Annotated in this window: 19 protein-coding genes; 11 read left to right on the forward strand and 8 right to left on the reverse strand. The window is 68.1% G+C overall.

Annotated features, from left to right (window positions below; translation table 11 throughout):
• Complete coding sequence (locus Tbon_RS01090; RefSeq protein WP_158065896.1) at positions 1-462, reverse strand: winged helix-turn-helix transcriptional regulator; 462 nt, start codon at positions 460-462, stop codon at positions 1-3.
• Positions 463-581: 119 nt separating this feature from the next.
• Here Tbon_RS01090 and ilvD point away from each other — a divergent pair, with 119 nt between their 5' ends.
• Positions 582-2255 carry a dihydroxy-acid dehydratase gene (gene ilvD, locus Tbon_RS01095; protein ID WP_158065897.1) on the forward strand — a complete coding sequence of 558 codons (1674 nt, stop codon included), beginning with the start codon at positions 582-584 and terminating at the stop codon, positions 2253-2255.
• A gap of 32 nt (positions 2256-2287) precedes the next feature.
• On the opposite strand, the gene Tbon_RS01100 is transcribed toward ilvD, so the two are convergent.
• On the reverse strand, positions 2288-3355 hold the full coding sequence (locus tag Tbon_RS01100; protein ID WP_158065898.1) for a hypothetical protein: 1068 nt from the start codon (positions 3353-3355) through the stop codon (positions 2288-2290).
• 115 nt (positions 3356-3470) lie between these two features.
• Here Tbon_RS01100 and Tbon_RS01105 point away from each other — a divergent pair, with 115 nt between their 5' ends.
• A complete protein-coding gene (locus tag Tbon_RS01105) occupies positions 3471-6839 on the forward strand; it encodes an acetyl-CoA carboxylase family protein (RefSeq protein WP_158065899.1) in 3369 nt (1122 codons plus the stop codon).
• Between the two features lie 74 nt (positions 6840-6913).
• On the opposite strand, the gene Tbon_RS01110 is transcribed toward Tbon_RS01105, so the two are convergent.
• Positions 6914-7561: a methyltransferase family protein gene (locus Tbon_RS01110; protein WP_158065900.1), complete on the reverse strand. Its 648-nt coding sequence runs from the start codon at positions 7559-7561 to the stop codon at positions 6914-6916.
• Between the two features lie 343 nt (positions 7562-7904).
• Between Tbon_RS01110 and Tbon_RS01115 the strand changes: the two genes are divergently transcribed.
• The 8 genes from Tbon_RS01115 (at position 7905) to Tbon_RS01150 (ending at position 16194) form a co-directional block, all read left to right on the forward strand.
• The gene (locus Tbon_RS01115; RefSeq protein ID WP_098503739.1) at positions 7905-8090 is read left to right on the forward strand and encodes a Flp family type IVb pilin; all 186 of its coding nucleotides are present in this window, start codon (positions 7905-7907) and stop codon (positions 8088-8090) included.
• Between the two features lie 97 nt (positions 8091-8187).
• On the forward strand, positions 8188-8694 hold the full coding sequence (locus tag Tbon_RS01120) for a TadE/TadG family type IV pilus assembly protein (RefSeq protein WP_158065901.1): 507 nt from the start codon (positions 8188-8190) through the stop codon (positions 8692-8694).
• 31 nt (positions 8695-8725) lie between these two features.
• Positions 8726-10264 (forward strand): vWA domain-containing protein, encoded by a 1539-nt coding sequence (locus tag Tbon_RS01125; protein WP_158065902.1) that lies wholly within the window; start codon positions 8726-8728, stop codon positions 10262-10264.
• Positions 10265-10444: 180 nt separating this feature from the next.
• A complete protein-coding gene (gene cpaB / locus Tbon_RS01130; RefSeq protein ID WP_192498038.1) occupies positions 10445-11287 on the forward strand; it encodes a Flp pilus assembly protein CpaB in 843 nt (280 codons plus the stop codon).
• 115 nt (positions 11288-11402) lie between these two features.
• Positions 11403-12623, forward strand: a complete 1221-nt coding sequence (locus Tbon_RS01135; protein WP_158065904.1) for an AAA family ATPase — start codon at positions 11403-11405, stop codon at positions 12621-12623.
• A gap of 316 nt (positions 12624-12939) precedes the next feature.
• Positions 12940-14331: a CpaF family protein gene (locus Tbon_RS01140; RefSeq protein WP_158065905.1), complete on the forward strand. Its 1392-nt coding sequence runs from the start codon at positions 12940-12942 to the stop codon at positions 14329-14331.
• Between the two features lie 5 nt (positions 14332-14336).
• Positions 14337-15287, forward strand: coding sequence for a type II secretion system F family protein (locus tag Tbon_RS01145; RefSeq protein ID WP_192498039.1), 951 nt, complete (start codon positions 14337-14339; stop codon positions 15285-15287).
• Positions 15288-15291: 4 nt separating this feature from the next.
• The gene (locus Tbon_RS01150) at positions 15292-16194 is read left to right on the forward strand and encodes a type II secretion system F family protein (RefSeq protein WP_158065907.1); all 903 of its coding nucleotides are present in this window, start codon (positions 15292-15294) and stop codon (positions 16192-16194) included.
• Here Tbon_RS01150 and Tbon_RS01155 read toward each other — a convergent pair whose 3' ends face one another.
• From Tbon_RS01155 to Tbon_RS01165, 3 genes are read right to left on the reverse strand one after another with little or no spacing between them, the layout of a single operon-like run.
• On the reverse strand, positions 16195-16866 hold the full coding sequence (locus Tbon_RS01155) for a prepilin peptidase (protein WP_158065908.1): 672 nt from the start codon (positions 16864-16866) through the stop codon (positions 16195-16197).
• A 48-nt stretch (positions 16867-16914) separates the two neighbouring features.
• Positions 16915-17232 (reverse strand): hypothetical protein, encoded by a 318-nt coding sequence (locus Tbon_RS01160; RefSeq protein WP_158065909.1) that lies wholly within the window; start codon positions 17230-17232, stop codon positions 16915-16917.
• Between the two features lie 6 nt (positions 17233-17238).
• Positions 17239-17718, reverse strand: a complete 480-nt coding sequence (locus Tbon_RS01165; RefSeq protein WP_192498040.1) for a MarR family winged helix-turn-helix transcriptional regulator — start codon at positions 17716-17718, stop codon at positions 17239-17241.
• Positions 17719-17878: 160 nt separating this feature from the next.
• Between Tbon_RS01165 and Tbon_RS01170 the strand changes: the two genes are divergently transcribed.
• Positions 17879-19177 carry an LLM class flavin-dependent oxidoreductase gene (locus tag Tbon_RS01170; RefSeq protein ID WP_158065911.1) on the forward strand — a complete coding sequence of 433 codons (1299 nt, stop codon included), beginning with the start codon at positions 17879-17881 and terminating at the stop codon, positions 19175-19177.
• Between the two features lie 82 nt (positions 19178-19259).
• Here the strand turns inward: Tbon_RS01170 and Tbon_RS01175 are convergent, their stop codons facing one another.
• Positions 19260-20906, reverse strand: a complete 1647-nt coding sequence (locus Tbon_RS01175) for a thiamine pyrophosphate-binding protein (protein ID WP_225734730.1) — start codon at positions 20904-20906, stop codon at positions 19260-19262.
• Positions 20907-20987: 81 nt separating this feature from the next.
• Positions 20988-21995 carry an aldo/keto reductase gene (locus tag Tbon_RS01180; protein WP_225734663.1) on the reverse strand — a complete coding sequence of 336 codons (1008 nt, stop codon included), beginning with the start codon at positions 21993-21995 and terminating at the stop codon, positions 20988-20990.
• Between the last annotated feature and the right edge of the window lie 58 nt (positions 21996-22053).

Raw genomic sequence — 22053 nt, forward strand, 5'->3', positions numbered from 1 at the left:
CTACTCGGCCGGGGCAGCCTCGCGGTGTGACCGTTCGGCGCGGACCTGGCGCGGGTCGAGCGGCTCCCCGCAGCCGCCGCAGACGAGCCGGGCTCCGAGGACATGGCCGCACTGGTGGGTGAGGGTCAGCGGCGGCCCTTCCGGCCCTGCCATCCAGCGGTCGCCCCACGAGAGCATGGCGACAAGCACGGGGTAGAGGTCGCGGCCCTTTTCGGTCAGGCGGTACTCGCAGCGGGGCGGCCGGTCCTGGTACTGACGCCGCTCGAGGACGCCATGTTCGACGAGGCGCTGGAGGCGGGCCGCCAGGACGTTGCGCGCGATACCGAGCCGCTGCTGGAAGTCGTCGAAGCGGCGGACGCCGTTGAAGGCCTCGCGGATGACGAGCATAGTCCACCACTCGCCGATGACCTCGAGCGTGCGGGCGACGGAGCAGGGCATCTCGGCGAAGCTGGTGCGGCGCATGGCGGGAGCATACCACACCGGCATGGCAAAGTTGCTGGCAGCAACCGACCCTGCGATTCGTCCGGCAGCAGAGCCCGGAGTAAGCTTTGCGCAACGCAACCCCATTTCCGGAGCAGAGCATGAGCTACGACCCGCGAGCCCGCAGCCGCACCCTCGTCGATGGCCCCGACCGGGCCCCGGCGCGTTCGTACTTCAAGTCGGTCGGGTACACGTCAGAGGACCTGAAGCGGCCGCTCGTGATGGTCGCGCATTCGTGGATTGGCACGATGCCGTGCAATTTCAACCACCGCGAGCTTGCTTCGGAAGTGATGGCCGGCGTCTGGGCGGCAGGGGGCACCCCGATGGAGGTCAATACGATTTCCATCTCCGACGGCATCTCGATGGGCACCGAGGGAATGAAGGCATCGCTCATCTCGCGAGAGCTGATCGCCGACTCGATTGAGCTGGCGGCGGTCGGCTACTCGTTCGACGCGGCGGTCATCATCGTTGGCTGCGACAAGACGATTCCGGCGGCGGCGATGGCCCTCGCCCGGCTGAATATCCCGGGGCTGATCCTCTACGGCGGGTCAATTGCGCCCGGCAAGTACCGTGGCCGTGACATCACCATCCAGGACGTCTTTGAAGGAGTGGGGCAGCACGCTGCGGGCAAGCTTTCCGAAGAGGAGCTTGAGGAGATTGTGGACGCCGCCTGCCCCGGGGCGGGGGCCTGCGGCGCCCAGTACACGGCGAACACGATGGCCACCGTAATGGAGTTCCTCGGGCTCTCGCCGATGGGCAGTGCGACCGTCGGTGCGACCGACCGGCGGAAGCGGAAGGTGGCGTTCCAGGCTGGCGAGCTGGTGATGAAGGTGTTGAATGACGGCCTGCTGCCGCGCGACATCCTGACCAGGCAGGCGTTCGAGAATGGCATCATCTGCGCTGCTTCGACGGGCGGGTCGACCAACGCGGTGCTGCACCTCCTCGCCATCGCGCACGAAGCCGGCGTGCCGCTCGACATCGACGATTTCGACCGCATCTCGGAGCAGACGCCGCTCATCGGGGACCTCCGCCCGGGCGGCCGCTACGTTGCGCTCGACATGGACCGGGCGGGCGGCACGCGTTTGCTGGCGAAGCGGCTGCTCGAGGCCGGCAAGCTCCACGGCAACGTGATGACCGTGACAGGGCGAACGATCGCGGAAGAGGCAGCCGAGGCGGTCGAAACCCCGGGCCAGGATGTCATCCTGCCCGTCGAGAAGGCGCTCAAGCCGACCGGGGGGCTGGTCATCCTCAAGGGCAACCTCGCGCCGGAGGGCTGCGTCATCAAGGTCGCGGGACACGAGCGGATGTACCACGAGGGCCCGGCGCGGGTGTTCGAGTGCGAGGAGGATGCGTTCCACGCAGTGACGACTGGGCAGATCCGGCCCGGCGATGTGGTGGTTATCCGGAACGAGGGTCCGAAGGGCGGGCCGGGCATGCGTGAAATGCTGGGCGTCACCGCGGCGCTGGTGGGCGAAGGCCTCGGCGAGTCGGTTGCGCTGCTGACGGATGGGCGCTTCAGCGGCGCGACCCGCGGCCTCATGGCGGGGCACGTGGCGCCCGAGGCGGCAGTCGGGGGCCCGATTGCGCTGGTGCGGGAAGGCGACATCATCAGTTTCGACGTGAAGGGTCGGAAGCTGACGCTCCACGTGGATGAGGCGGAGCTCGGACGGCGCCGGGCGGAGTGGAAGCCGCGCCCGCCAAAGTACACGCGCGGGGTGTTCGCCAAGTACGCGGCGCAGGTTTCGAGCGCCTCTACCGGCGCGGTCACGTCCTGAGGGGCGCCGGGGCCGCCTGCCAGGCGGCGCTCCTAGCGCCCCTGGACGCGAAGCTCGGTCGCTGCCGGCAGGACCGCTCCGGGGTAGGCGCCAGGGGCGATTTCCGGCATGTCGTGCGCGAAGACGCCGCCGCGTGTCGGCACGGTCCACACGTGGAGCTGCCACGGGGTGCGCGCCGTGAAGATGCCGGGGCAGTCCTGCCGGCTGGCGACGGTACGGACGGCGCTGCCGACGAAGCACAGGTTCTCGTGGTAGTGCCAGGCATCAAGCGGGCCGAAGTAGGACGGTGGCTCCTCGGTGACCCCTTCGGCGAGGAACATGGCACCGACGAGACGCCAGCTTCCATCGAGACGCTTGGTATAGAGCAAGACCTCGGGGCGGGCGGGGTCCATCTCATGCCCGTCGCGCTGGTAGTCGAGCCTGATGAAGTGGGCTGCGATGCCCGGGAGGTCCTGGGTGATCTGGATATAGCCGTCGGCCATGGCCCGCCGGACGTCCTCGTAGGGCGCGATATTCGCGCGGAGTTCGGCGACGAAGGCTGCGGCGCTGGCGAGCTGCTCGGCCGTCACGGGAATTTCTGCGTGGTGATGCTGGGCCGAGCCCTCACCCATCGGGTCCGAAGCACCGGGAACATCAGCTGCGTGGGTATGGCCATCGGCGGAGGTGACGAATTTTGCTGCTATGGCCGGGCCGACTGCCCGGGCGAGGGCAGGGTCGAGGACGACCACCTGCGCCCGGTCGTGGAGATGGCCTGCATCGTGGATGTGCCCGCCGCTATCGGCACGGGAAGCGAGCCAGATTGACCCGGCAGCGGCCACGCCGACCATCGGTAGGCCGGTCCCGCGGAGGAGCGAGCCCCAGAGGCCGTCGCCGCCGATGTTCCGCTCGTTCAGCCAGGTGACCGCGACCCCCAGAAGGCAGGCGGCCATGATGGCGGTTCCGGCGACGATCATGAGGTGTGACGGGTTGGCGAGTGAGAGTACGTCCTCGCGCTGTGCCAGGGTGACGTCCCGCGAATGGCGATAGACATCCCAGCCGAGCCCTGCGAGATGGAGCGCAAGGCCGGAAATCGCGCCGAGCCATAACGTCCGGTAGTGCATCGTTCTACTCCTCACGGGGAAGCGTACGCGAATGACGTTCGGGCCGGAAGCGGCGAAGCGCAAATGAGCGCGGGCCGGTATGCTTCGACCACCACGACGGGGCTCCCGACGGACCATGCCGATTCGCCGCCTCCTGATTGCGAACCGCGGGGAGATCGCCCTGCGAATCATGCGCGCCGCCGCCGAGCTCGGCATCGAGACGGTCGCCGTCGCCCCGGCGGACGACGCGGGCAGCCTGCACGTGCGCCGCGCGGATCGGCGTGTCGAACTGCCCGGCGCAGGGGTCGCGGCCTACCTTGACGGTGCGGCCATCGTACGGGCTGCCACGGAGTCGGGCTGCGACGCGGTCCACCCTGGGTACGGATTCCTGAGCGAGCGGGCGGATTTTGCCGCGGCGTGCGAGGGGGCCGGGCTCATCTTCGTGGGGCCGCGGCCGGAGACGCTGGCGGCACTGGGCGACAAGGTGGCTGCCCGGCAGCTGGCGATGGCCTGCCGGGTGCCGGTCGTGCCGGGGACGCCCGAGGCGGTCGACGTCACGCAGGCGCGGGAATTCCTCGCCAGCCTCGATGGCGCGCCGATGCTGCTCAAGGCTGTGGCCGGCGGGGGCGGGCGGGGTGTGCGGGTCGTCCGCGCGCCGGAGGAGCTCGAGGCGGCATTCGCCCGGGCCAGCTCGGAGGCAGCGGCCGCGTTCGGCGACGGCTCACTCTACGCCGAGCGGTTCATTGAACGTGCGCGGCACATCGAAGTGCAGGTCATCGGCGACGGGGCTGGCGGGGTCACGCACGCCTGGGAGCGGGAGTGCAGCCTGCAGCGGCGGCACCAGAAGGTCGTCGAGATTGCCCCGGCGCCGGGGCTCCCGGAAGGGCTGCGGGAGCAGCTGGTCGCCGCGAGCCTGGCGATGGCGCGCCAGCTGCGATACCGCGGCCTCGGGACGTTCGAGTTCCTCGTCGATGCCACGCGCCCGCTCGACAGCGGGTCGCCCTGGTACTTCATCGAGGCGAACGCCCGGCTCCAGGTGGAGCATACGGTGACTGAGGAAGTGACCGGCCTGGACCTGGTCGCGCTGCAGCTCGCTATCGCCGGGGGCGCGACCCTGGCCGAACTCGGACTCGGGGATGGGCCCCCGGCGCCGCGCGGCTTCGCCATCCAGGCCCGCGTCAACGCGGAACGGATGACGGCGACCGGGATGGCCTACCCGGCTGCAGGGACGGTCACTGCGTTCGCGCCGCCCGCGGGACCATTCGTCCGCGTGGACACGGCCGCGGCGGCGGGCGCCAGCATCAGCCCGGCGTTTGATTCGCTGCTGGCGAAGGTGGTCGTCCGCTCGCCGGCACCGGAGTTCGGGACGGCCGTCGCCCGCCTCCGCCGGGCGCTGGGCGAGTTCGAGGTGGCCGGCGTGGAGAGCAACCTCGGATTCCTGCGTGCACTTGCCGAGCGGCCGGAGCTGGCCGCGGCCGACCTGTACACCCGGTTCATCGATGACCACGCCGCGGAGCTGGTCGAGCGCGCCGCGCAGCTCGCGCCGCCGGCACCGGAGGCATCCCCTGCCGGCGCCCAGGTTGCGGGGGCCCGCATCGACACCAGCGACCCGCTGGCCGTGCTCGCTTACGGGAAGCGCCGGGCCGCTGCGTCGAGGCCTGAGCCCCAGCCGGTCGCCGAAGGTGAAGAAGCCGTCCGCGCGCCGCTGCAGGGCACCATCGTCGCCGTGCAGGCGGAGCCCGGGCAGAAGGTACGGGCCGGGCAGGTGGTGGCGGTAATGGAAGCGATGAAGATGGAGCACGAGGTGACGGCTCCATGCGCGGGGACGGTGGTGCGGGTCGAGGTTGGGCAAGGGGTGCCGGTGGTCGAGGGCGCCGTGCTGCTGACCATCGCCCCGGGCGAGGCCGACAGCGCGGCCGAAACGGGGACCGAGGAGGTCGACCTCGACCGCATCCGGCCGGACCTCGCCGAGGTGCTCGAACGGCGCGCGCGCACGCGCGACGAACGGCGGCCGGAGGCGGTCGCCAGGCGGCATGCGACGGGGCACCGCACGGCGCGCGAAAACATTGCCCACCTGTGCGACCCGGGGACGTTCATCGAATACGGGCCGCTGGTCCTCGCGGCACAGCGGGCGCGCCGGTCGCTCGAGGAGCTGATTGAGAAAACGCCGGCCGACGGCCTGGTCACCGGGGTTGGCAGCGTCAACGGCGAGCTGTTCGGGGACCCGGCGAGCCGGTGCGCGATTATGGCCTACGACTACACCGTGCTCGCGGGCACGCAGGGCGGCCAGAACCACCGCAAGACGGACCGGATCATCGACGTGGCCGAGCAGGGCCGCATGCCGTTCATTCTGTTCGCCGAGGGCGGCGGGGGCCGGCCGGGCGACACCGATATCGTTGCGAGCGCCCTTTCGCCTCCGACCTTCACGCGCTTTGCTCAGCTCTCCGGGCTCGTGCCGATGATCGGCATCACGACGGGGCGGTGCTTCGCCGGCAACGCAGCGCTGCTGGGCTGCTGCGACGTCGTGATTGCGACTGAAGATGCGAACATCGGGATGGGCGGCCCGGCGATGATCGAAGGCGGCGGTCTCGGCATCTACGCCCCGGAGGAGATCGGACCGACGTCGGTCCAGGTGCCGAACGGGGTGATCGATATCCTCGTCCGCGACGAAGCCGAGGCAGTCGAGACGGCGAAACGGTACCTCTCGTACTTCCAGGGCAGCCTGCCGACGTGGGAGGCCGCCGACCAGCGCCTGCTGCGGACGGTGGTCCCCGAGAACCGGCTCCGGGTGTACGACGTGCGAAAGGCGATACGGCTCGTCTTCGACACAGGGTCGGTGCTTGAGCTGCGGCCGAAGTTCGGCCTCGGCATCATCACGGCGCTGGCCCGGCTGGAGGGGCGGCCGGTGGGTGTGGTGGCGAACAACCCGGCGCACCTCGGCGGCGCGATCGATTCGGACGGGGCGGATAAAGCGGCGCGCTTCCTTCAGCTGTGCGATGCGTTCGACCTGCCGGTGGTCTACTTTTGCGACACACCGGGCATTATGGTCGGGCCGGAAGTGGAGAAGACGGCCCTGGTTCGGCACGCGGCCAGGCTGTTCCTCACCGGTGCGAACATCAGCGTGCCGACGTTCACAGTCATCCTGCGCAAGGCGTACGGACTGGGGGCGATTGCGATGGCGGGCGGGACGTACCACCGTCCGTTGTTCACGGTGGCCTGGCCCACGGCCGAGTTCGGCGGCATGGGGCTCGAAGGCTCGGTGAAGCTCGGCTATCGGAACGAGCTGGCCGCAATCGCGGACCCGGAAAAGCGGCGGGAGTTCTATGAAGCGATGGTGGCCCGCGCCTACGAGCGGGGAAAGGCGCTCAACCAGGCCTCGCTGTTCGAAGTGGACGACGCGATCGACCCGGCCGAGACACGGGACTGGCTGACGGGGCTGTTGCGCTCCATCCGGCCCGGCCCGCCCCGGACCACCAAGAAGCGTCCGAACATCGACGCCTGGTAGGACTGCGCAAGGGCGCTGGGCGGCGGGTGCCGGCAAGGGCAGCTGAACGGGAGGTGGTCCGGAGGAGGGGTCGGCTAGTACAGGCCGGGGACGAGGCGCCAGCGGACACGGGCGGCGTACGACTGGTAGTCGCTGGTTGCGCGGAGGACCCGCTCTTCGGCCTGGATGCGCAGGACCTGGAAGATGAGCACCGTGGCGAACACGAGCGCGTTCCACCACCAGAAGTTCGCCAGGAGGAACCCGGCGAGGGTGATGTTGTGGCCGAGGTAGATGGGATGGCGCACGAAGCGGTAGGGCCCGGCGGTTTTCAAGCCGCGGTTGGCCGCGACGACGCCGAAGCTCCGGCCCAGGGTGGCGAAGCTGACGATGACCCAGGTGAGCCCGACGACCTGGAGGGCGATCCCGTACCCTTCGAGCAGCCCGCCGCTGGGGTGGGGACGGGAGGCGAGTGCGAACCAGCCGCCGATGGTCGCGATGACCCAGTCGTAGACCCGGGTTGAGGTGTAGATGGGGCGGCGGCGCGTCAGGAAGATGCCAACGAGCAGCCCCTGTTCGATCGCGAAGAACGCGCTGGCGGCGGAGTGCCCCTCGAGGGCGGAGCGGCCGTGCGCGTAGAAGAAGAGGGCGCTTACCACCACGAGGGCCGCATCCTGGGCCAGCGAAACGCGGCGCTTCCACGGCGCTGGGGTAGAGGGCGCTGACGCCGCGGCGGATTGGTCCATGGTCAGTCTCCCTGTCGGTGCTGATTCACAAGGTCGTCATCTGTAAGGTCGGCAGTGCGGCCCGCCTGGTGCAGGCGGGAGGCGGGGAGGGCCGAGGAGAGACGAAGCGGTTGCACGTGGGTGACGGGCCTTTTGGGGCCCAGCGGGCCGGCCGAAGTTGCGAGTAGCTCCACCGATGGTGGCGCCCCGCCGGAAGGCGACCGACGCGACGGCCAAACCCGCAAGGGGTTCGCGGAGGTTCGACGGACGGCTCCGGGCCTGAGGGCCCGCAGGTCGGACGCTGACTATCGAGGGCGAACACACCCGGGGCAGGGACCCCAAAACGAGAGGTAGGAGTACCGACATGTCGAAGCTTCGCAACTGGGCCGTCAGCAAGGTCGCCGCGTGGCAGGCGCGCGACGAGGAAGGCCAGGGTCTCGCCGAATACGGCCTGATCCTCGCCCTCATCGCCATCGTCTGCATCGGCGCCCTCACGCTCCTGGGCGGCAACATCGCCAACGCGCTCAACAACGTCGCTGGCAGCATCTAGTTCGCAGGGCCGGTGACCCCGGCACTGCGACCAGCAAGGGAAGGGGTGGGGCACGACGGTACCCCACCCCTTCTGCCATCAGGCAGGAGTCCGCGGAATGCTGAATGCGGCAGAAGAAACCAGGGAACAGGGAACGGGAGAGCCGGGCACGCCCCGGCGTTCGGCTGTGCGGCGGCTGCTGCGGCGGTTCCGCGAAACGGAGACCGGGCAGGCGCTGGTGGAGTTCACCATGATCCTGCCGCTCTTCGTGCTCCTGTTCATGAGCATGGTCGAATTCGGGCGGGCCTTCCATACGTGGCTGCTGATTACGAACGCGGCCCGCGAGGGCGCGCGGGTTGCGGCGGTTCAGTCGGACCTTTCGACGGTACAGAACCGTGTCTACGGCAGCTTCTGCGCGAACTACCCCAGCCAGTGCAACATCGACCCGACCAAAGTGACCATTACAACGACGAACGTCCAGGGGTCGCGCGGGTCAATGGTCTCAGTGGATGTCGCATACCAGTTCCAGTTCGTGACGCCGATTGGCGGCATCGTTCGGATTGTTTCCGGCGGCAACCTCTCGGCGCCCACCATCCGCTCGCACGCGTCGATGCGGCTGGAGTAGAAAGCGCCGGGCAGCAGAAGGGAGGCGAGCCATGGTGCGTTCGCTGATTCGCAGAGTCTTTGGGGAGGAGCGCGGGCAGGCGTTGCCGCTGTTCGCGCTCTTCCTGCTCGTGTTTCTCGGTTTCGTCGCCATGAGCATCGATGTCGGGCGGTATGTCTGGGCGCGGACGCAGATGCAGGCGGCGGTCGATGCTGCTGCGCTTGCCGCCGCGCAGAGCATGCCGAGCCAAACGGATGCCGCAACGAAGGCCACCGAGTACTGGATGGACAACAGCGAGTTCATCCGGAGCCAGGGCACGAACGTCCAGTTCGCGGTGACGTACCCGGAAGGGAACAAGGCAGTCCGGGTGGAGGCGCGGGCGGATATTCCCACCTGGTTCGCTCGCCTCTTCGGCGTGGACCACTGGACCGTTTCTGCCTCAGGGGACGCCGAGTCGCAGGTGCTCGACATCGTCGTGGTGTTTGACATCTCGGGCTCGATGTGCTTCGACAGCTTCCGGCAGGTGGAGAACTCCGGCTCGTACATGATGAGCCCGGGACGGCTGACGCCGGCGGGCGGCTTCCAGTTTCCGCGGCTTGCTGCCAACATTAATGCGACGCAAACGACGATCCCGCTCAACGATGTCAGGATTTTTGCCAGCACGAACGCAGCAACGAACCGGAGCAATTTCGGCACGACGTTCAACACGACGACTCCGTACTGGCAGGTATCGGTCGGCTCGAACGCGACCTCCGTGCCCACATCCGCAAGCCTGCGGCCCGGGATCATCATGATCGATAACGAGCTGATGCGGATTACCGGCGTCAACACAAGCAACAATACGCTAACGGTTATCCGCGGCTACCGGAACGAGGCGACCGACACCAACACCGTTGCGACCTCGCACGCAGCAAACGCGGAAGTGTGGGCCAACCGCACCGGGTACAGCAGCACGAGCGACTACTGCCAGCTCGCGAGCTACTACACGCCGACGACGACCCAGAACGGGCCGCACCAGCCGTTCGATGCCGCGATCGACGCCGCAAAGTACTTCACCACGCTGTTCGACCAGCAGTACGACAAGATCGGCTCGGTCCGGTATTCGACGACGGCAGCAATCAGCCAGAACCTGACGTCGAACTTCTCGACGGTGCGGGGCAGCCTGGATGCCATCCTCTGGCCGGCCGGGGCCACGAATATCGCGCACGGGCTGGCCGTCGGCAGGCAGGTCCTCGACGGGCCCGGGAAACGGGCGAATGCGGTACGGGTCCTGGTCCTGTTGACGGACGGCGTTGCGAACACCTACTGCGGCAGCGCGACCTACAACCCAAGCGCCTACAACAGCACCTCGTGTTCCACCGGCAGCGGGGTGAGCCAGGCGGAGCAGCACGCCCGCCAGGAGGCGCAGCGCGCGCGGAACGGCGACATCATCATCTTCACGATTGGCCTGGGGAACGACCTGAACACGACGTTCCTGCAGGACATCGCCACGATCGGCGGCGGCAAGTTCTACCACGCGCCGACGACGGCCGAGCTGGACGAAGCCTTCCAGGCGGTCGCCGAGCAGACACACATTGCGCTGGTGCGGTAGGCCAGGCCCGGGACGTCAGAACGACATCCCCGCCGCTCCTGGCGGGGATGTCGCTTTCCCGGCGGATTCCGTCGGCGGTCTGTGGGGGAACTGCAAGAGCGCCGATATAGCAAGGGGAGGAGTGCTCACGTGAACAGATCGATTGCAGCAGCTACCAGTGGTTCGAGCCGGAATCGCGGCGTGCTCTTGCTCGCCTGCGCCTTCGGCCTCCTGAGCGCCCTGCTCGTCTTCGCGTTCCTGAACGGGCGCGGGGGCGAGAAGGACCTGAGCGGCGAGATATTCGCCGGCGAAGGTGCGGAGACGGTGGTGGTCCTGACCCGGAACGTCGCGGTCGGCGAAAAGATCACGTCCGACATGCTGACAACGCGCACCATCCCGGCCACGGCGCTCCTGCCCGGGCGGGTGAAAGACAGCGAGATGTCTTCGCTGGTCGGCAAGGTGGCCACGGCGCCGATGTACGCGGGCGAGCAGGTGATCGACGCGAAGGTCACCACGTACGTCGGGCAGGACACGCTGGCGTACAAGGTGCCGCAGGGGATGCGGGCGATATCGCTCCAGGTGCCGCACGAGGCGTGGATTGCAGCCGGGCTGCCGCAGCCGGGTGACCGTGTGGACATCCTCGGGATTACCACGCTGAGCAAAGTGGACCCCCTGACCGGCGAAGAGAAGCCGAACGTCGTGGCGGGGTACATCGCCCAGGACGTCGAAGTGCTGGCGGTGGCGCAGACCGTTGTGAAGACCGTTCCGAAGGTGGACGGCGGCAGCAACGGCTCGGGCAGCGCGGCAGCCTCGGGGCCGTCAGCGGCGACCTCGGGGGCGGTGAAGCAGGAGAACGCGACGTACGAAAAGGCAATTTCGATCACGCTGGCGCTGCCGCCCGACCTCGCGGCCAAGGTAGCGCTCATCGACGCGATGCGGGACGACGTGGGCCAGTACCGGATTCTGCCGCGGCAGAAGGGCGACGCCGACCCGATCACGGGCAAGCAGGTATGGACGTACGACGACCTGTTCCCGGTCCGGTGACGCGGCTGGGGTAAGTGTTCCGCGGGCGCGGCGAGGCCGCCGTGCCCGCTCCAGTATCAGATGACGCAGGCCCCTGGTGGTCGCCGGGGTGCAGACGGTGGAGGAAACGACGACGATGGCACGAGTACCGCAGCTTCTCGTGGTTGACCCGGACCGGGAGAGCTCGGCTGAGCTGGCGAAAACGCTGCAAATGCTGGGCTTCGGGATTCTCGGGACTGCCGGGTACGGTGTGGAAGCGTTCACGCTCTGCTTCCAGATGCGGCCCGACCTGGTGCTGATGCGGATCGAGGAGCCGCTGGTGCGCCCGGTGCAGACACTCTCGCGGATCAACGATGGGCTGCCCGACCTGCCCATCATCGTGTTCTCCACTGAGGCGAACATCCGCCTGATGCGGCAGTCGATGGTGGGCGGGGCCTCGGATTACCTGGTCGAGCCGCTGGACCCGGAAGAGCTCGAAAGCTCGATCATGAAGGTCCTCGAGAAGAAGGAGCGGGAGATGATGCGGCGCCGCGGCGAGCTCGCCGACCCGGTGGCGCAGGGCACGATCATCACCGTTTTCGGGGCCAAGGGCGGCATCGGCAAGACGACGATTGCTTCGAACCTGGCGGTGGCGCTCGCAACAGAGGCGCACCAGACGGTGGCACTGGTCGACATGGACACCCGCTTCGGCGACGTGGCCATCACGATGGATATCCCGGTTGAGCGGTCGATCGCCGACCTGGCCCGGAACCTGGACAACGTCGACCGGAACACGCTGCGCGAGTACCTCGTTGAGCACGAGTCGGGCGTCCGGATTCTGCCGGCGCCGACCCGGCCGGCGGACTGGCGGAACCTGACGTCGGCGCACATCCGCGACGTCGTCGACGTCCTCTCCCAGACGCACGACTTCGTGATCCTGGATACGCCCGGGACATTCAACGAGATTGTGGCGGCGGCGATCGAGGTCGGGACGATGATCCTGCTCATCACGACACTCGACATGGCCAGCATCAAGGACACCGTCCTGGCGCTCGAGATGCTGCACGAGCGGTTCGGCAACGATGACGAGCGGATCAAGGTGGTGCTGAACCGGGCCGGCGTCGACACCGGCGTCCGGGAGAGGGACGTCGAGCGGACGCTGGACACTGCCCTGTGGTGGAAGATTCCGCAGGACACCGAGGTAGTGAAGGCCGCGCAGCTCGGGCGACCGATTGTGCTGAGCCGGCCGAACAGCAAGGTTGCCGTCGAGATCCGGGAGATTGCCCGGGCGCTCGCCGGGATCCGGGCGCGTTCGAAGGCGAAGAAGAGCGGCGGCCTGGGGAGCCTGTTCGGGGGCCTGTTCAAGAAGAGCGCCTAGGAGACCACGCGCAGCGAGGAGATGAGCCATGCCGGATGACATTCGCGACCGACGAGCAGCTGGAGACGACGAACGCCCGGCATTCGGCTGGGGCGCGCGCCGGCGGATTCTCCCGCCGGGACCGGTTGGCGGACCGCCACCGGCAGCACAGGGTCCTGCCGGCCCGGGGGCTCCCCCGCCTGGGAATCCCGAGGCCCCGAAGCTCCGTCCATCCGGCCAGCTTGGACGGCCGGGGCCGGGGAAGCCGTGGGGCCACGTCGAACCGGCGGCACCGCCCCCGCCGCCGGGCATCCCGGGTCAGCAGCGCGGGGGCGCCATGCTGCGTCCGGCGGCTCCTGCTCCTCCGCCACAGGACGCCGCGGCAGGGCCCGGCGGTGCGCTGCGGCCGGTACGGCCCGTCCAGGTGGATGCACCGGGCGGCCGCGCGGCGGGCGCCAATGCGGTCGCCGAGGCGACGAAGATCCGGCTGCACGAACTCCTCATCGAAGAGCTGGAACATGGCGCGCTGGAAGGGCTCGCCCCGGAGCAGCAGCGCGAGGCGGTCATCAAGGCGGCCCGAGAGTTGCTCGTGCAGGAGGGGCTCCAGCTCGGCGGGATGCCGCGCGACGAGCTCCTCGAGGCGGTGGCGGACGAGGCCCTCGGGCTCGGCCCGCTTGAGCCGCTGCTGCGCGACCCCTCCATCTCGGAAATCATGGTCAATGACATCGACAAGGTGTACTTCGAGCGGGAAGGGCGCATCTTCCGGAGCCCGGTGCGGTTCCGTGACAAGGCGCACGTGATGCGCATCATCGAGCGGATTGTGGCGCCCCTCGGCCGGCGCATCGATGAATCGAGCCCGATGGTGGACGCCCGCCTGCCTGACGGTTCGCGCGTCAACATCACCATTCCGCCGGCCTCGCCGAAGGCGCCGACGATCACGATCCGAAAGTTCCGCGCCGACAAGATGCGGATGGCGGACCTGATCGCGGTTGGCGCGCTGAGCGAGCAGACCGCGGAGTTCCTCGCGATGTGTGTGCGGGCACACCTGAACATCGTCATCAGCGGTGGTACGGGCACCGGGAAGACCACGTTCTTGAACGCGCTCTCGGCGTTCATCCCGAACACGGAGCGGATTATCACCATCGAGGATCCGGCCGAACTCCGGCTGCAGCAGGACCACGTCATTACGCTCGAAGCGCGGCCTGCGAGCATCGAAGGGAAGAACCAGATCAAGCAGCGCGACCTGGTCCGCAACTGCCTGCGCATGCGGCCGGACCGCATCATCGTCGGCGAGGTACGCGGCGAGGAAGCGTTCGACATGCTGCAGGCGATGAACACGGGCCATGACGGGTCGATTTCGACGATCCACGCGAACAACCCGCGCGAAGCCCTTTCCCGCCTCGAGAACATGGTCCTGATGGCGGGCATGGACCTTCCGTCGCGGGCCATCCGCGAACAGATCGCCTCGGCGATCCACATCTTCGTCCAGCTGAGCCGGCTCCAGGACGGCTCGCGCAAGGTGACCCACGTGACCGAGGTCAGCGGCATGGAGGGCGACACGATCACCCTGCAGGACATCTTCCTGTTCAAGCTGGACCGCGTGGACGAGGACGGGAAAGTGCACGGGTCGATGCGGCCGACGGGGATTCGGCCGGGGTTTGCGCACAAGTTTGCGATTGCCGGCATCGAGCTGCCGAACAACCTGTTCGGCACCGGGGAAGGATGGTAGGCGGCATGCTGATTCTCGTCGCGCTTTCGACCGGGGCATTCGCGACGCTCCTGGTTCTCTGGCTCTTCGGGTTCGGCGCCTCGAGCGTCGAAGCATCGGCGCGGCTGAAGAAGCTGCGCGAGGTCGAAGCCCAGCTCCCGGCGGAGACCCGGGCACGACTGCGGCGTCGGACTGCGGTGAACTTCGCGGGCATTACCCTCATCTCGGGGAACATCGCTGCGAACTGGTCGCGCGACCTTGAGCGGGCGGGGCTGACGCTGAACGCGAAGGAGTACTTCACCCTCCGGGTGGTCGTGTCCGTCCTGTTCGCCTTTGTCGGGGTCGTGCTGCTGCCACTGCCGATTTTCGGGGTGATGCTGGCGCCGCTCGGCTGGCTCCTGGTGGGATTCTGGCTGAAGCGCCGAATGGCGAGCCGCCTGCACAAGATGGAAGGCCAGCTGGTGGAGCTCCTCCAGATGCTTTCGAGCGGGCTGCGGGCGGGCTTCGGCCTTCTGCAGGCGATGGAGGCGGCCGCGGAACAGATCCCGGCACCGCTCTCGGTGGAGATTCGGCGGACACTGCGGGATACAGCGATGGGTGCAAGCGTCGAACAGGCGCTGCAGGCGCTGAACGACCGCGTAGGCAGCCCGGACTTCGACATCGTGATTACGGCAATCCTGATCCAGCGGAGCGTTGGCGGGAACCTGGCTGAGATTCTCGACAACGTGGCGCACACAATGCGCGAGCGTGAGCGGATCAAGGGCGAGATTCGCACCCTGACGTCGCAGCAGCGGCTCACCGGTTACGTTATCGGTGGCATCCCAATCGGCCTGCTGATTATCTTCTACATGATCAGCCCGGAATTCACGGGGCTGCTGTTCACCGACCCGCTCGGCCGGCTGATGCTGATGGGCGCGTTTATCAGCGAGGTCATCGGCTACCTGATTATCCAGAAGATCGTGAACATCGAGGTGTAGCGCGATGGAGCTGCTCATTGCCTTCAGCACGTTTCTCTTCATCACCCTCATGACGTACGGGCTGCTCTATCGCTCCACCGGCAACTCGGCGATGGACATACGGCTCGGCGGGCTCCGGTACACCCGGCCGGCGCGGGAGGCGCTGCCCGACCCCGAGGCGGCGTTCACCCAGCGCGTCATCAAGCCGCTGCTCGCGAGCCTCAACCGGCAGATCAATGCGATTCTGCCGTCGTCCATCGAAGAGCGGGTCGAGATGGCGCTTGTCCAGGCGGGCCTGCGCATCAAGCCCGGGCAGTTCATTGTCCTGGTCGCCATCTTCGCCGGGCTGCTGCCGCTACTCGGCCTGGTGTACTCCATGAGCGCCGGGCTCGATGCGCAGCGAACGCTGCTGGTGTTCGTCGTGATGAGCGGCCTGGGGCTGTACGCGCCGCGCATCTTCCTCCTTGGCCGCATCCGCCGCCGCCAGAAGGAGATCTGGAAGTCACTGCCGGACGCCTTTGACCTGATTACGGCATCGGTCGAGGCCGGCCTGGGTATCGACGCAGCGTTCACCAGGGTGATCGAGAAGGTGAAGGGTCCGTTTGCGGAGGAGCTGACCCGGACGATGCGGGAGGTGCAGATGGGGCGCGCCCGGCGGGACGCCTTCCTCGATATGGCCGACCGCACCGGCGTGGATGAACTGCGTCAGCTCATCAATGCCATCGTGCAGGCCGAGGCGATGGGAATCTCCATCGGCGGCGTCATCCGCGTGCAGACCGGCGTCATCCGGACGAAGCGGCGGCAGCGGGCCGAGGAGGCGGCCTTTAAGGCACCGATCAAGATGGTCTTCCCGCTCGTCTTCTTCATCTTCCCGGCCATCATGATCGTCATCGGCGGGCCAGCCATTATCCAGCTGAAGAACCTGTAGTCAGCCGAAGCGGTCGAACCACAGCAAAACGATGACGGCCCCGGCCGCGAGGTAGGGGCCGTAGCTGTATGTTGCGCCCCTGCCCCGGAGCAGGATGAGCACCGCTGCGACGACACCGGCGAGAAGGATGCCAATCAGCAGCGCCGTCATGACCGCGGGCCAGCCGGTCAGCAGTCCGATGAGGAGGATCAGCTTGGCATCGCCGATACCGAAGGCCGTTTCGCGCGAGCGGGCAGCGGCCCCGGCGAGCCCGCCGAGGAGCAGGAGCAGCGCCGCGGCGGCGAGCCCGGCTGCCCCGCCGAGCAGCACGTCCCAGGTCGACCGGTCCTGCCAGAGTGGAGCGGCGGCGAGCGCCGCCAGGATGCCCGGGTAGACCAGGACGTTTGGGATGCGACGCCGGTCGAAATCGGTGGAGCTGACGGCAACCAGGAGCAGGCAGAAGCCCGCGGTGAGGAACGGCTGCATCCCGCCCGGGTGACCAGAGCGAAACGCCAGGGCCGCAACGAGCGCGCCGGCGGGCATGGTGAAAGCCCGCAACGCGAAGAGGCGGCCGCCAACCGCAGGGTCCTCGCGGAAGGCAGGCTCGCGGTAAAGGCCGTGCTGGACAGCCGGAAACCAGAAGCCGGCAACCGCACCGGCGAGCCCAGCAGCGAGCTGCGGAAGCCCGTCCACGGGCGGACTATGGGCGCTCGGCCGGCTAGCGGCAATTGCCGGCCGGTATCAGGACGGGGGCGACTCAAGATCGGCGCGGAGCTCGGCGAGGAGGTCGGGGGACACCTCGACAAAGGGGCCCCCGAGGCGATCGTTCCAGCGGGCCGCGAAGGCGAGGACATCGGCGTCGGGGGCTGGGGCTGCTCTCCGGGGAATGAGGGGAGAGGCGCCGCCGCCGAGCGCTTCGAAGGTGGTCTCCTCGAGCAGGACGGAAAGCGCATCCCGGAGGTGCTTCCGGGTGATGGCTGGTTCGAGCCGGAAAGCGGCAAGGGACGATGCGGTGGAAAGCAGGTCGGCAAGGCGGATGCGCGGGGGCTCGACGGTCACGGCGTCTCAGTCGTCGGCGTCCTCAAGCTGAAGGTCGCGCCTGCGCCGCTCGCTGCCGGATTCGACGAAGCGTTCGACGGCGCGGGCGAAATCGACGAGTTCGGCTGGGGACATGCTCTCCATGAGGCCGGCGGCGTAGTCGCGCAGCTCTTCCCGGAGGGACTCGACGACCGCCCGGCCGCGGGGCTCAAGCCAAATGCAGATGCTGCGCCGGTCGTTGGGAGCGACTTCGCGGCGGATGAATCCGCCCCGTTCGAGGCGTTCGAGCAGGGCCGAGACGGAGGGGCGGGTGACGTAGAGGCGCTCGGCGAGCTCTGCGTTGCTGAGGCCTTCCTGTTCGGCGAGGTGGCCGAGCAGGCGCAGCTGTGTCACGGTGAGGTTCTCGCGGTCCCAGAGGGTGAGGCGGATGGGGTCGAGGAGTGCGCTTGCCCGGAAGAGCGCGGAGATGGCGCGTTCGAGTTCCGGGGTGCGGGGCTGTCGTTTCACGTGGCTCCTCCGGTTTTCGCGAATTCCGCCCGTGTCCCCGGCAGGATTCTGGAGGGAGCCGCGAGGACGCGCAAATGCCTGGATGCGATGGAGCGGCACCGGGGAAGTTCGCACGGCGCTAAGGATTCTGCTAGACTCGCGCGACACAAGGAGGTTTCGAATGAAGTTCGGGATTTTCTACGAGCATCAGCTGCCGCGGCCGTGGGACGAGGGGGCGGAACTGAAGCTGTTCCAGGACGCGCTGGACCAGGTCGAGCTGGCGGACCGGCTGGGCATCGACTTCGCCTGGGAGGTCGAGCATCACTTCCTGGAGGAGTACTCGCACTCGTCCTGCCCGGAGGTGTTCCTGGCGGCGGCCAGCCAGCGGACCAAGAACATTCGGCTTGGGCACGGGATTAAGCTGATGCCGCCGAACTACAATCCGCCGGCCCGCATTGCCGAAGAGATTGCGACGCTGGACCTTGTTTCGAACGGGCGGGTGGAATTCGGGACCGGCGAGTCAGCTTCGCGGGCCGAGCTGGAGGGGTTCAACATCAACCCGGCCGAGCGGCGGGCGATGTGGCTTGAGACGACCGAACAGGTCTGCAACATGATGGCGATGGACCCGTACCCGGGCTACCAGGGGAAGTACTTCTCGATGCCGGTGCGGAACGTGGTGCCGAAGCCGGTGCAGAAGCCGCACCCGCCGCTGTGGGTGGCGTGCTCGAACCGGGACACCATCCATCTCGCGGCGCAGCTGGGCATCGGTGCGCTGACATTCGCGTTCGTGGATGCGGCGGAAGCGAAGAAGTGGGTGGACGACTACTACGAGACGTTTAAGCGGGAGTGCGTACCGATCGGCCACACCGTGAACCCGAACATCGCGATGGTGACGAGCTTCTCGATTCACCATGACCGCGAGGAGGCGTTCCGCCGCGGCTTCGACGGCTTCAAGTTCTTCCAGTTTGGGCTCGGCCACCATTATGTCTTCGGGCACCACAAGCCGGGCCGGACCAACATCTGGGCAAACTACGAGAAGGTGAAGGCTGCGATGGGCGCCGAGCAGCTCGACTTCCTCGGCGGCGGCACGGGCGGAATCGGGACGCCGGAGGACCTGCGCCAGCACCTGCGAAAGTTCGCCGATGCGGGGGTCGACCAGACGGTTTTCATCCAGCAGGGCGGGAAGAACCGGCACGAGCACATCTGCGAGGCCCTCGAACTGTTCGCCGCTGAAGTGATGCCGGAGTTCAAGGAAGAAGAGGAGCGCCGGCAGAAGCAGAAGATGGACGAGCTTGCCCCGTACATCGAGAAGGCGATGCAGCGCAAGCAGTGGATGCGGGAGCTGACGGACGACGAGATCCCGACGTATGCGGCGTACGGCGCCATGATTGCCGAGGTCGATACGTCGAACCTCGAGGGGGCCGCGCGCATTCGCGCGGAGCGCTGGAAGAAGATGCGCGAGGTGCTCGCGAAGGTCTGAGGCGCGCGGTTTCCGCTGGAGGCTGGTGGCCCTCTCCGCCCCGGGAGGGCCACCGCGCTGCCCGGGGAAGCCCGCCGCCGGTTCAGTCAGCGATATCCGGCGTCCGTTTCGGCGGGGGCGACCCGAGACCGCCCATTGGCGTGAGCTTCGACATGTCGATATCGAGCAAGCAGGGCCCAGCGGAGGCAAGCCCGCGTTCGAGGGCGGCGCGGAAGGTGGCTGGTGAGTCGACCGCCTCGGCGGGAACCCCCATACCCCGGGCGACCTGGACGAAGTCCGGCGTTGCGAGGTCGACCCCGAACTGGCGGCCTTCGAACGTGCGGGCCTCGATCGTGCGGAGGACGCCGTAGCCGCGGTCGTTGAAAACGCACACCACAACCGGCACGCGGTACTGCGCGGCGGTCGCCAGCTCGGCGATGTTGAGCATGAATCCACCGTCGCCCTGGATAACGACTGCGGGACGGCCGGCTCCGATGGCGGCGCCGATTGCGAGCGGCAGGGCGGGCCCGATAGCGGCGGATGTCGGATAGATGGACGTCCGTGGGGCGAGGACCGGGAGGATGCGGTTGCCCCAGAGGTAGGCCGGGACGGTGGCATCGCGCACGATGAGCGCGTCGCGGGGAGCCAGCTCACGGATTGCGTCCATGATGGCCGCGTAGTCGGGGCCGATTTCGCGCCTGATTTGGGCCAGGGCCGCCGCACGCAGGTCGGCGGCGCGCGCAGCGAACGCCGGCTCCATGCGGACATCGGCGAGGTCGCGGGCCAGGGCCGCCAGTGCGAGGCGCGCATCGCCGACCACGGGGACGTCGGCGGTGTAATTTCGGCCGATGACGCCCGGGTCGGCGTCGATGTGGATGAGCCGGGCCGGCCAGCGCAGCGACCAGTTGCGGGTCGCGCCGGCCTGGAAGCGGGTGCCGACGGCAAGGATGACGTCGGCCGTATCGAACAGCTCCTGGAGCGCCGGGTGGGCTGAGAGCGGGCCGAGCGCGAGGGGGTGGTCCTCCGGGATTGCCCCGCGCCCGTTCGCGGAGGTGACGACCGGGGCGCCGAGCGATTCGGCCAGCTCCTGGAGTTCAGCTTCAGCGCCGGACGCGAGGACGCCGCCGCCTGCCCAGATGAGGACCCGCCTGGCGCCCCGGAGGAGGTCGGCAGCCCGGGCGAGGGCATCGCGGCCGGGGCGAATCCGCGGCCAGCCTTCGATGTGAGGGATGTCAACCTCGGCGCGGGTGTACTGCAGGTCGATCGGGATTTCGACGGCGCCGGGAGCCGGGCGGCCGGTATGGATATCGCGGGCCACGGCGACGATGGTCTCGGCGATCTCCTCGGTGCGGCGCACGCTTTCAGCGCGCCGGGTGACGGTCCGGAGCATGGGCAGCTGGGCCTCGGCTTCGTGGAGGAACCCCTTCCCTTTGCCGTAGTAGAGCGACTCGACCTGGCCGGTGATCAGGAGCACGCGGCTGGAGGCGAATTGCGCCTCGTAGAGGCCCGTCATCGCATTGGTGGTCCCGGGGCCGGTGCTGGCGATCGCCACGCCAAGCCTGCCTGTTGCCCGGGCGTAGCCATCGGCAGCATGAAGGGCGCCCTGCTCATGGCGGACGGCGACCGGGGTGATGCCGCCGAGGCGGTGAATGGCATCGTAGATGGGGATATTGTGGACGCTGACGATACCGAAGACGTGTTCGACGCCAAGGGCGCGCAGGGCTTCGTAGACGGCTTCGCCGCCGGACATTTCGCGCACGGCTGCCTCCGGGGGCACAGGTAGTGGCCCGGACGCTACCGGCGCCCGGGCGGGGGTGTCAACGCAGCGCCATCACCACCGGAAGGCTCCGGCGCGCCAGTCGGCCTCGTAATACGGAGCCACATGCGTGCCGGGAGGGATGATGCGGTCGATCGCCTTTCGGTCTTCATCGGTGATGGTGACCTCGAGGGCGCCGAGGTTGTCCTCGAGCTGCTCCATGGTCCGCGGGCCGATGATCGGGCTGGTGACCCCGGGCTGGTGGATGCACCAGGCGAGCGCGAGACGGGAGATAGTGGTGCCTTTCTCCCTGGCAAGAGATTCGAGGGGTTCGACCACATCCCAGATGGCTTCGTTCATGCGGCGCCGGTAGAGGGGGTTGGCGTCGAGGTTGGCGTAGCGGCTGTCCTCGGGCGGGGGCGCGTTCCGGCGGTATTTCCCGGTGAGGAGCCCGCCGGCAAGCGGGCTCCAGGGGATGATGCCGAACCCGTAGGCCTGGGCCATTGGGAGGAGTTCCCGCTCGATGCGGCGGTCGAGCAGGTTGTACGGAGGCTGTTCGCAGACGAAGCGCTCAAGCCCGTACTCCTTCGCGACCCAGAGGCTTTCGACCAGCTGCCAGGCGGCGAAGGTGCTGCTGCCGATGTACCGCACCTTGCCGGAGCGGACGAGGTCATCGAGCGCGCGAAGTGTCTCGTCAATCGGAACATCGGGCTGGGGCCGATGGACCTGGTAGAGGTCGATCCAGTCGGTCTTCAGGCGGCGGAGGCTGGCTTCGCACTGCTCGATGATGTGGCGCCGGGTATTTCCCATGGCGTTCGGGTCGTCGCCCATGCGGCCGTGGACCTTGGTTGCGAGGATGACCTGGCTGCGGCGGCCGTTGCGCTGGAGCGCCTCGCCGACGGCCTCTTCGCTGCGCCCCTGGTTGTAGACGTTGGCGGTATCGATGAAGTTGATGCCGGCATCGAGGGCGCGGTCAATGATGGCTGCCGAGTCGGCGGGGGAGGTTTTGCCGCCGAACATCATGGCGCCGAGGCAGAGGGGGCTGACGCGGATGCCGGTTCGGCCGAGCGGTCGGTAATCCACCTGGAACACCTCCGGGGAGTGCTGCGGGGGCAGCGTACGCGAAGCGCAACTGACCCGC

Origin of the sequence: Tepidiforma bonchosmolovskayae, assembly GCF_008838325.1 — a bacterium.
GTDB lineage: Bacteria > Chloroflexota > Dehalococcoidia > Tepidiformales > Tepidiformaceae > Tepidiforma > Tepidiforma bonchosmolovskayae.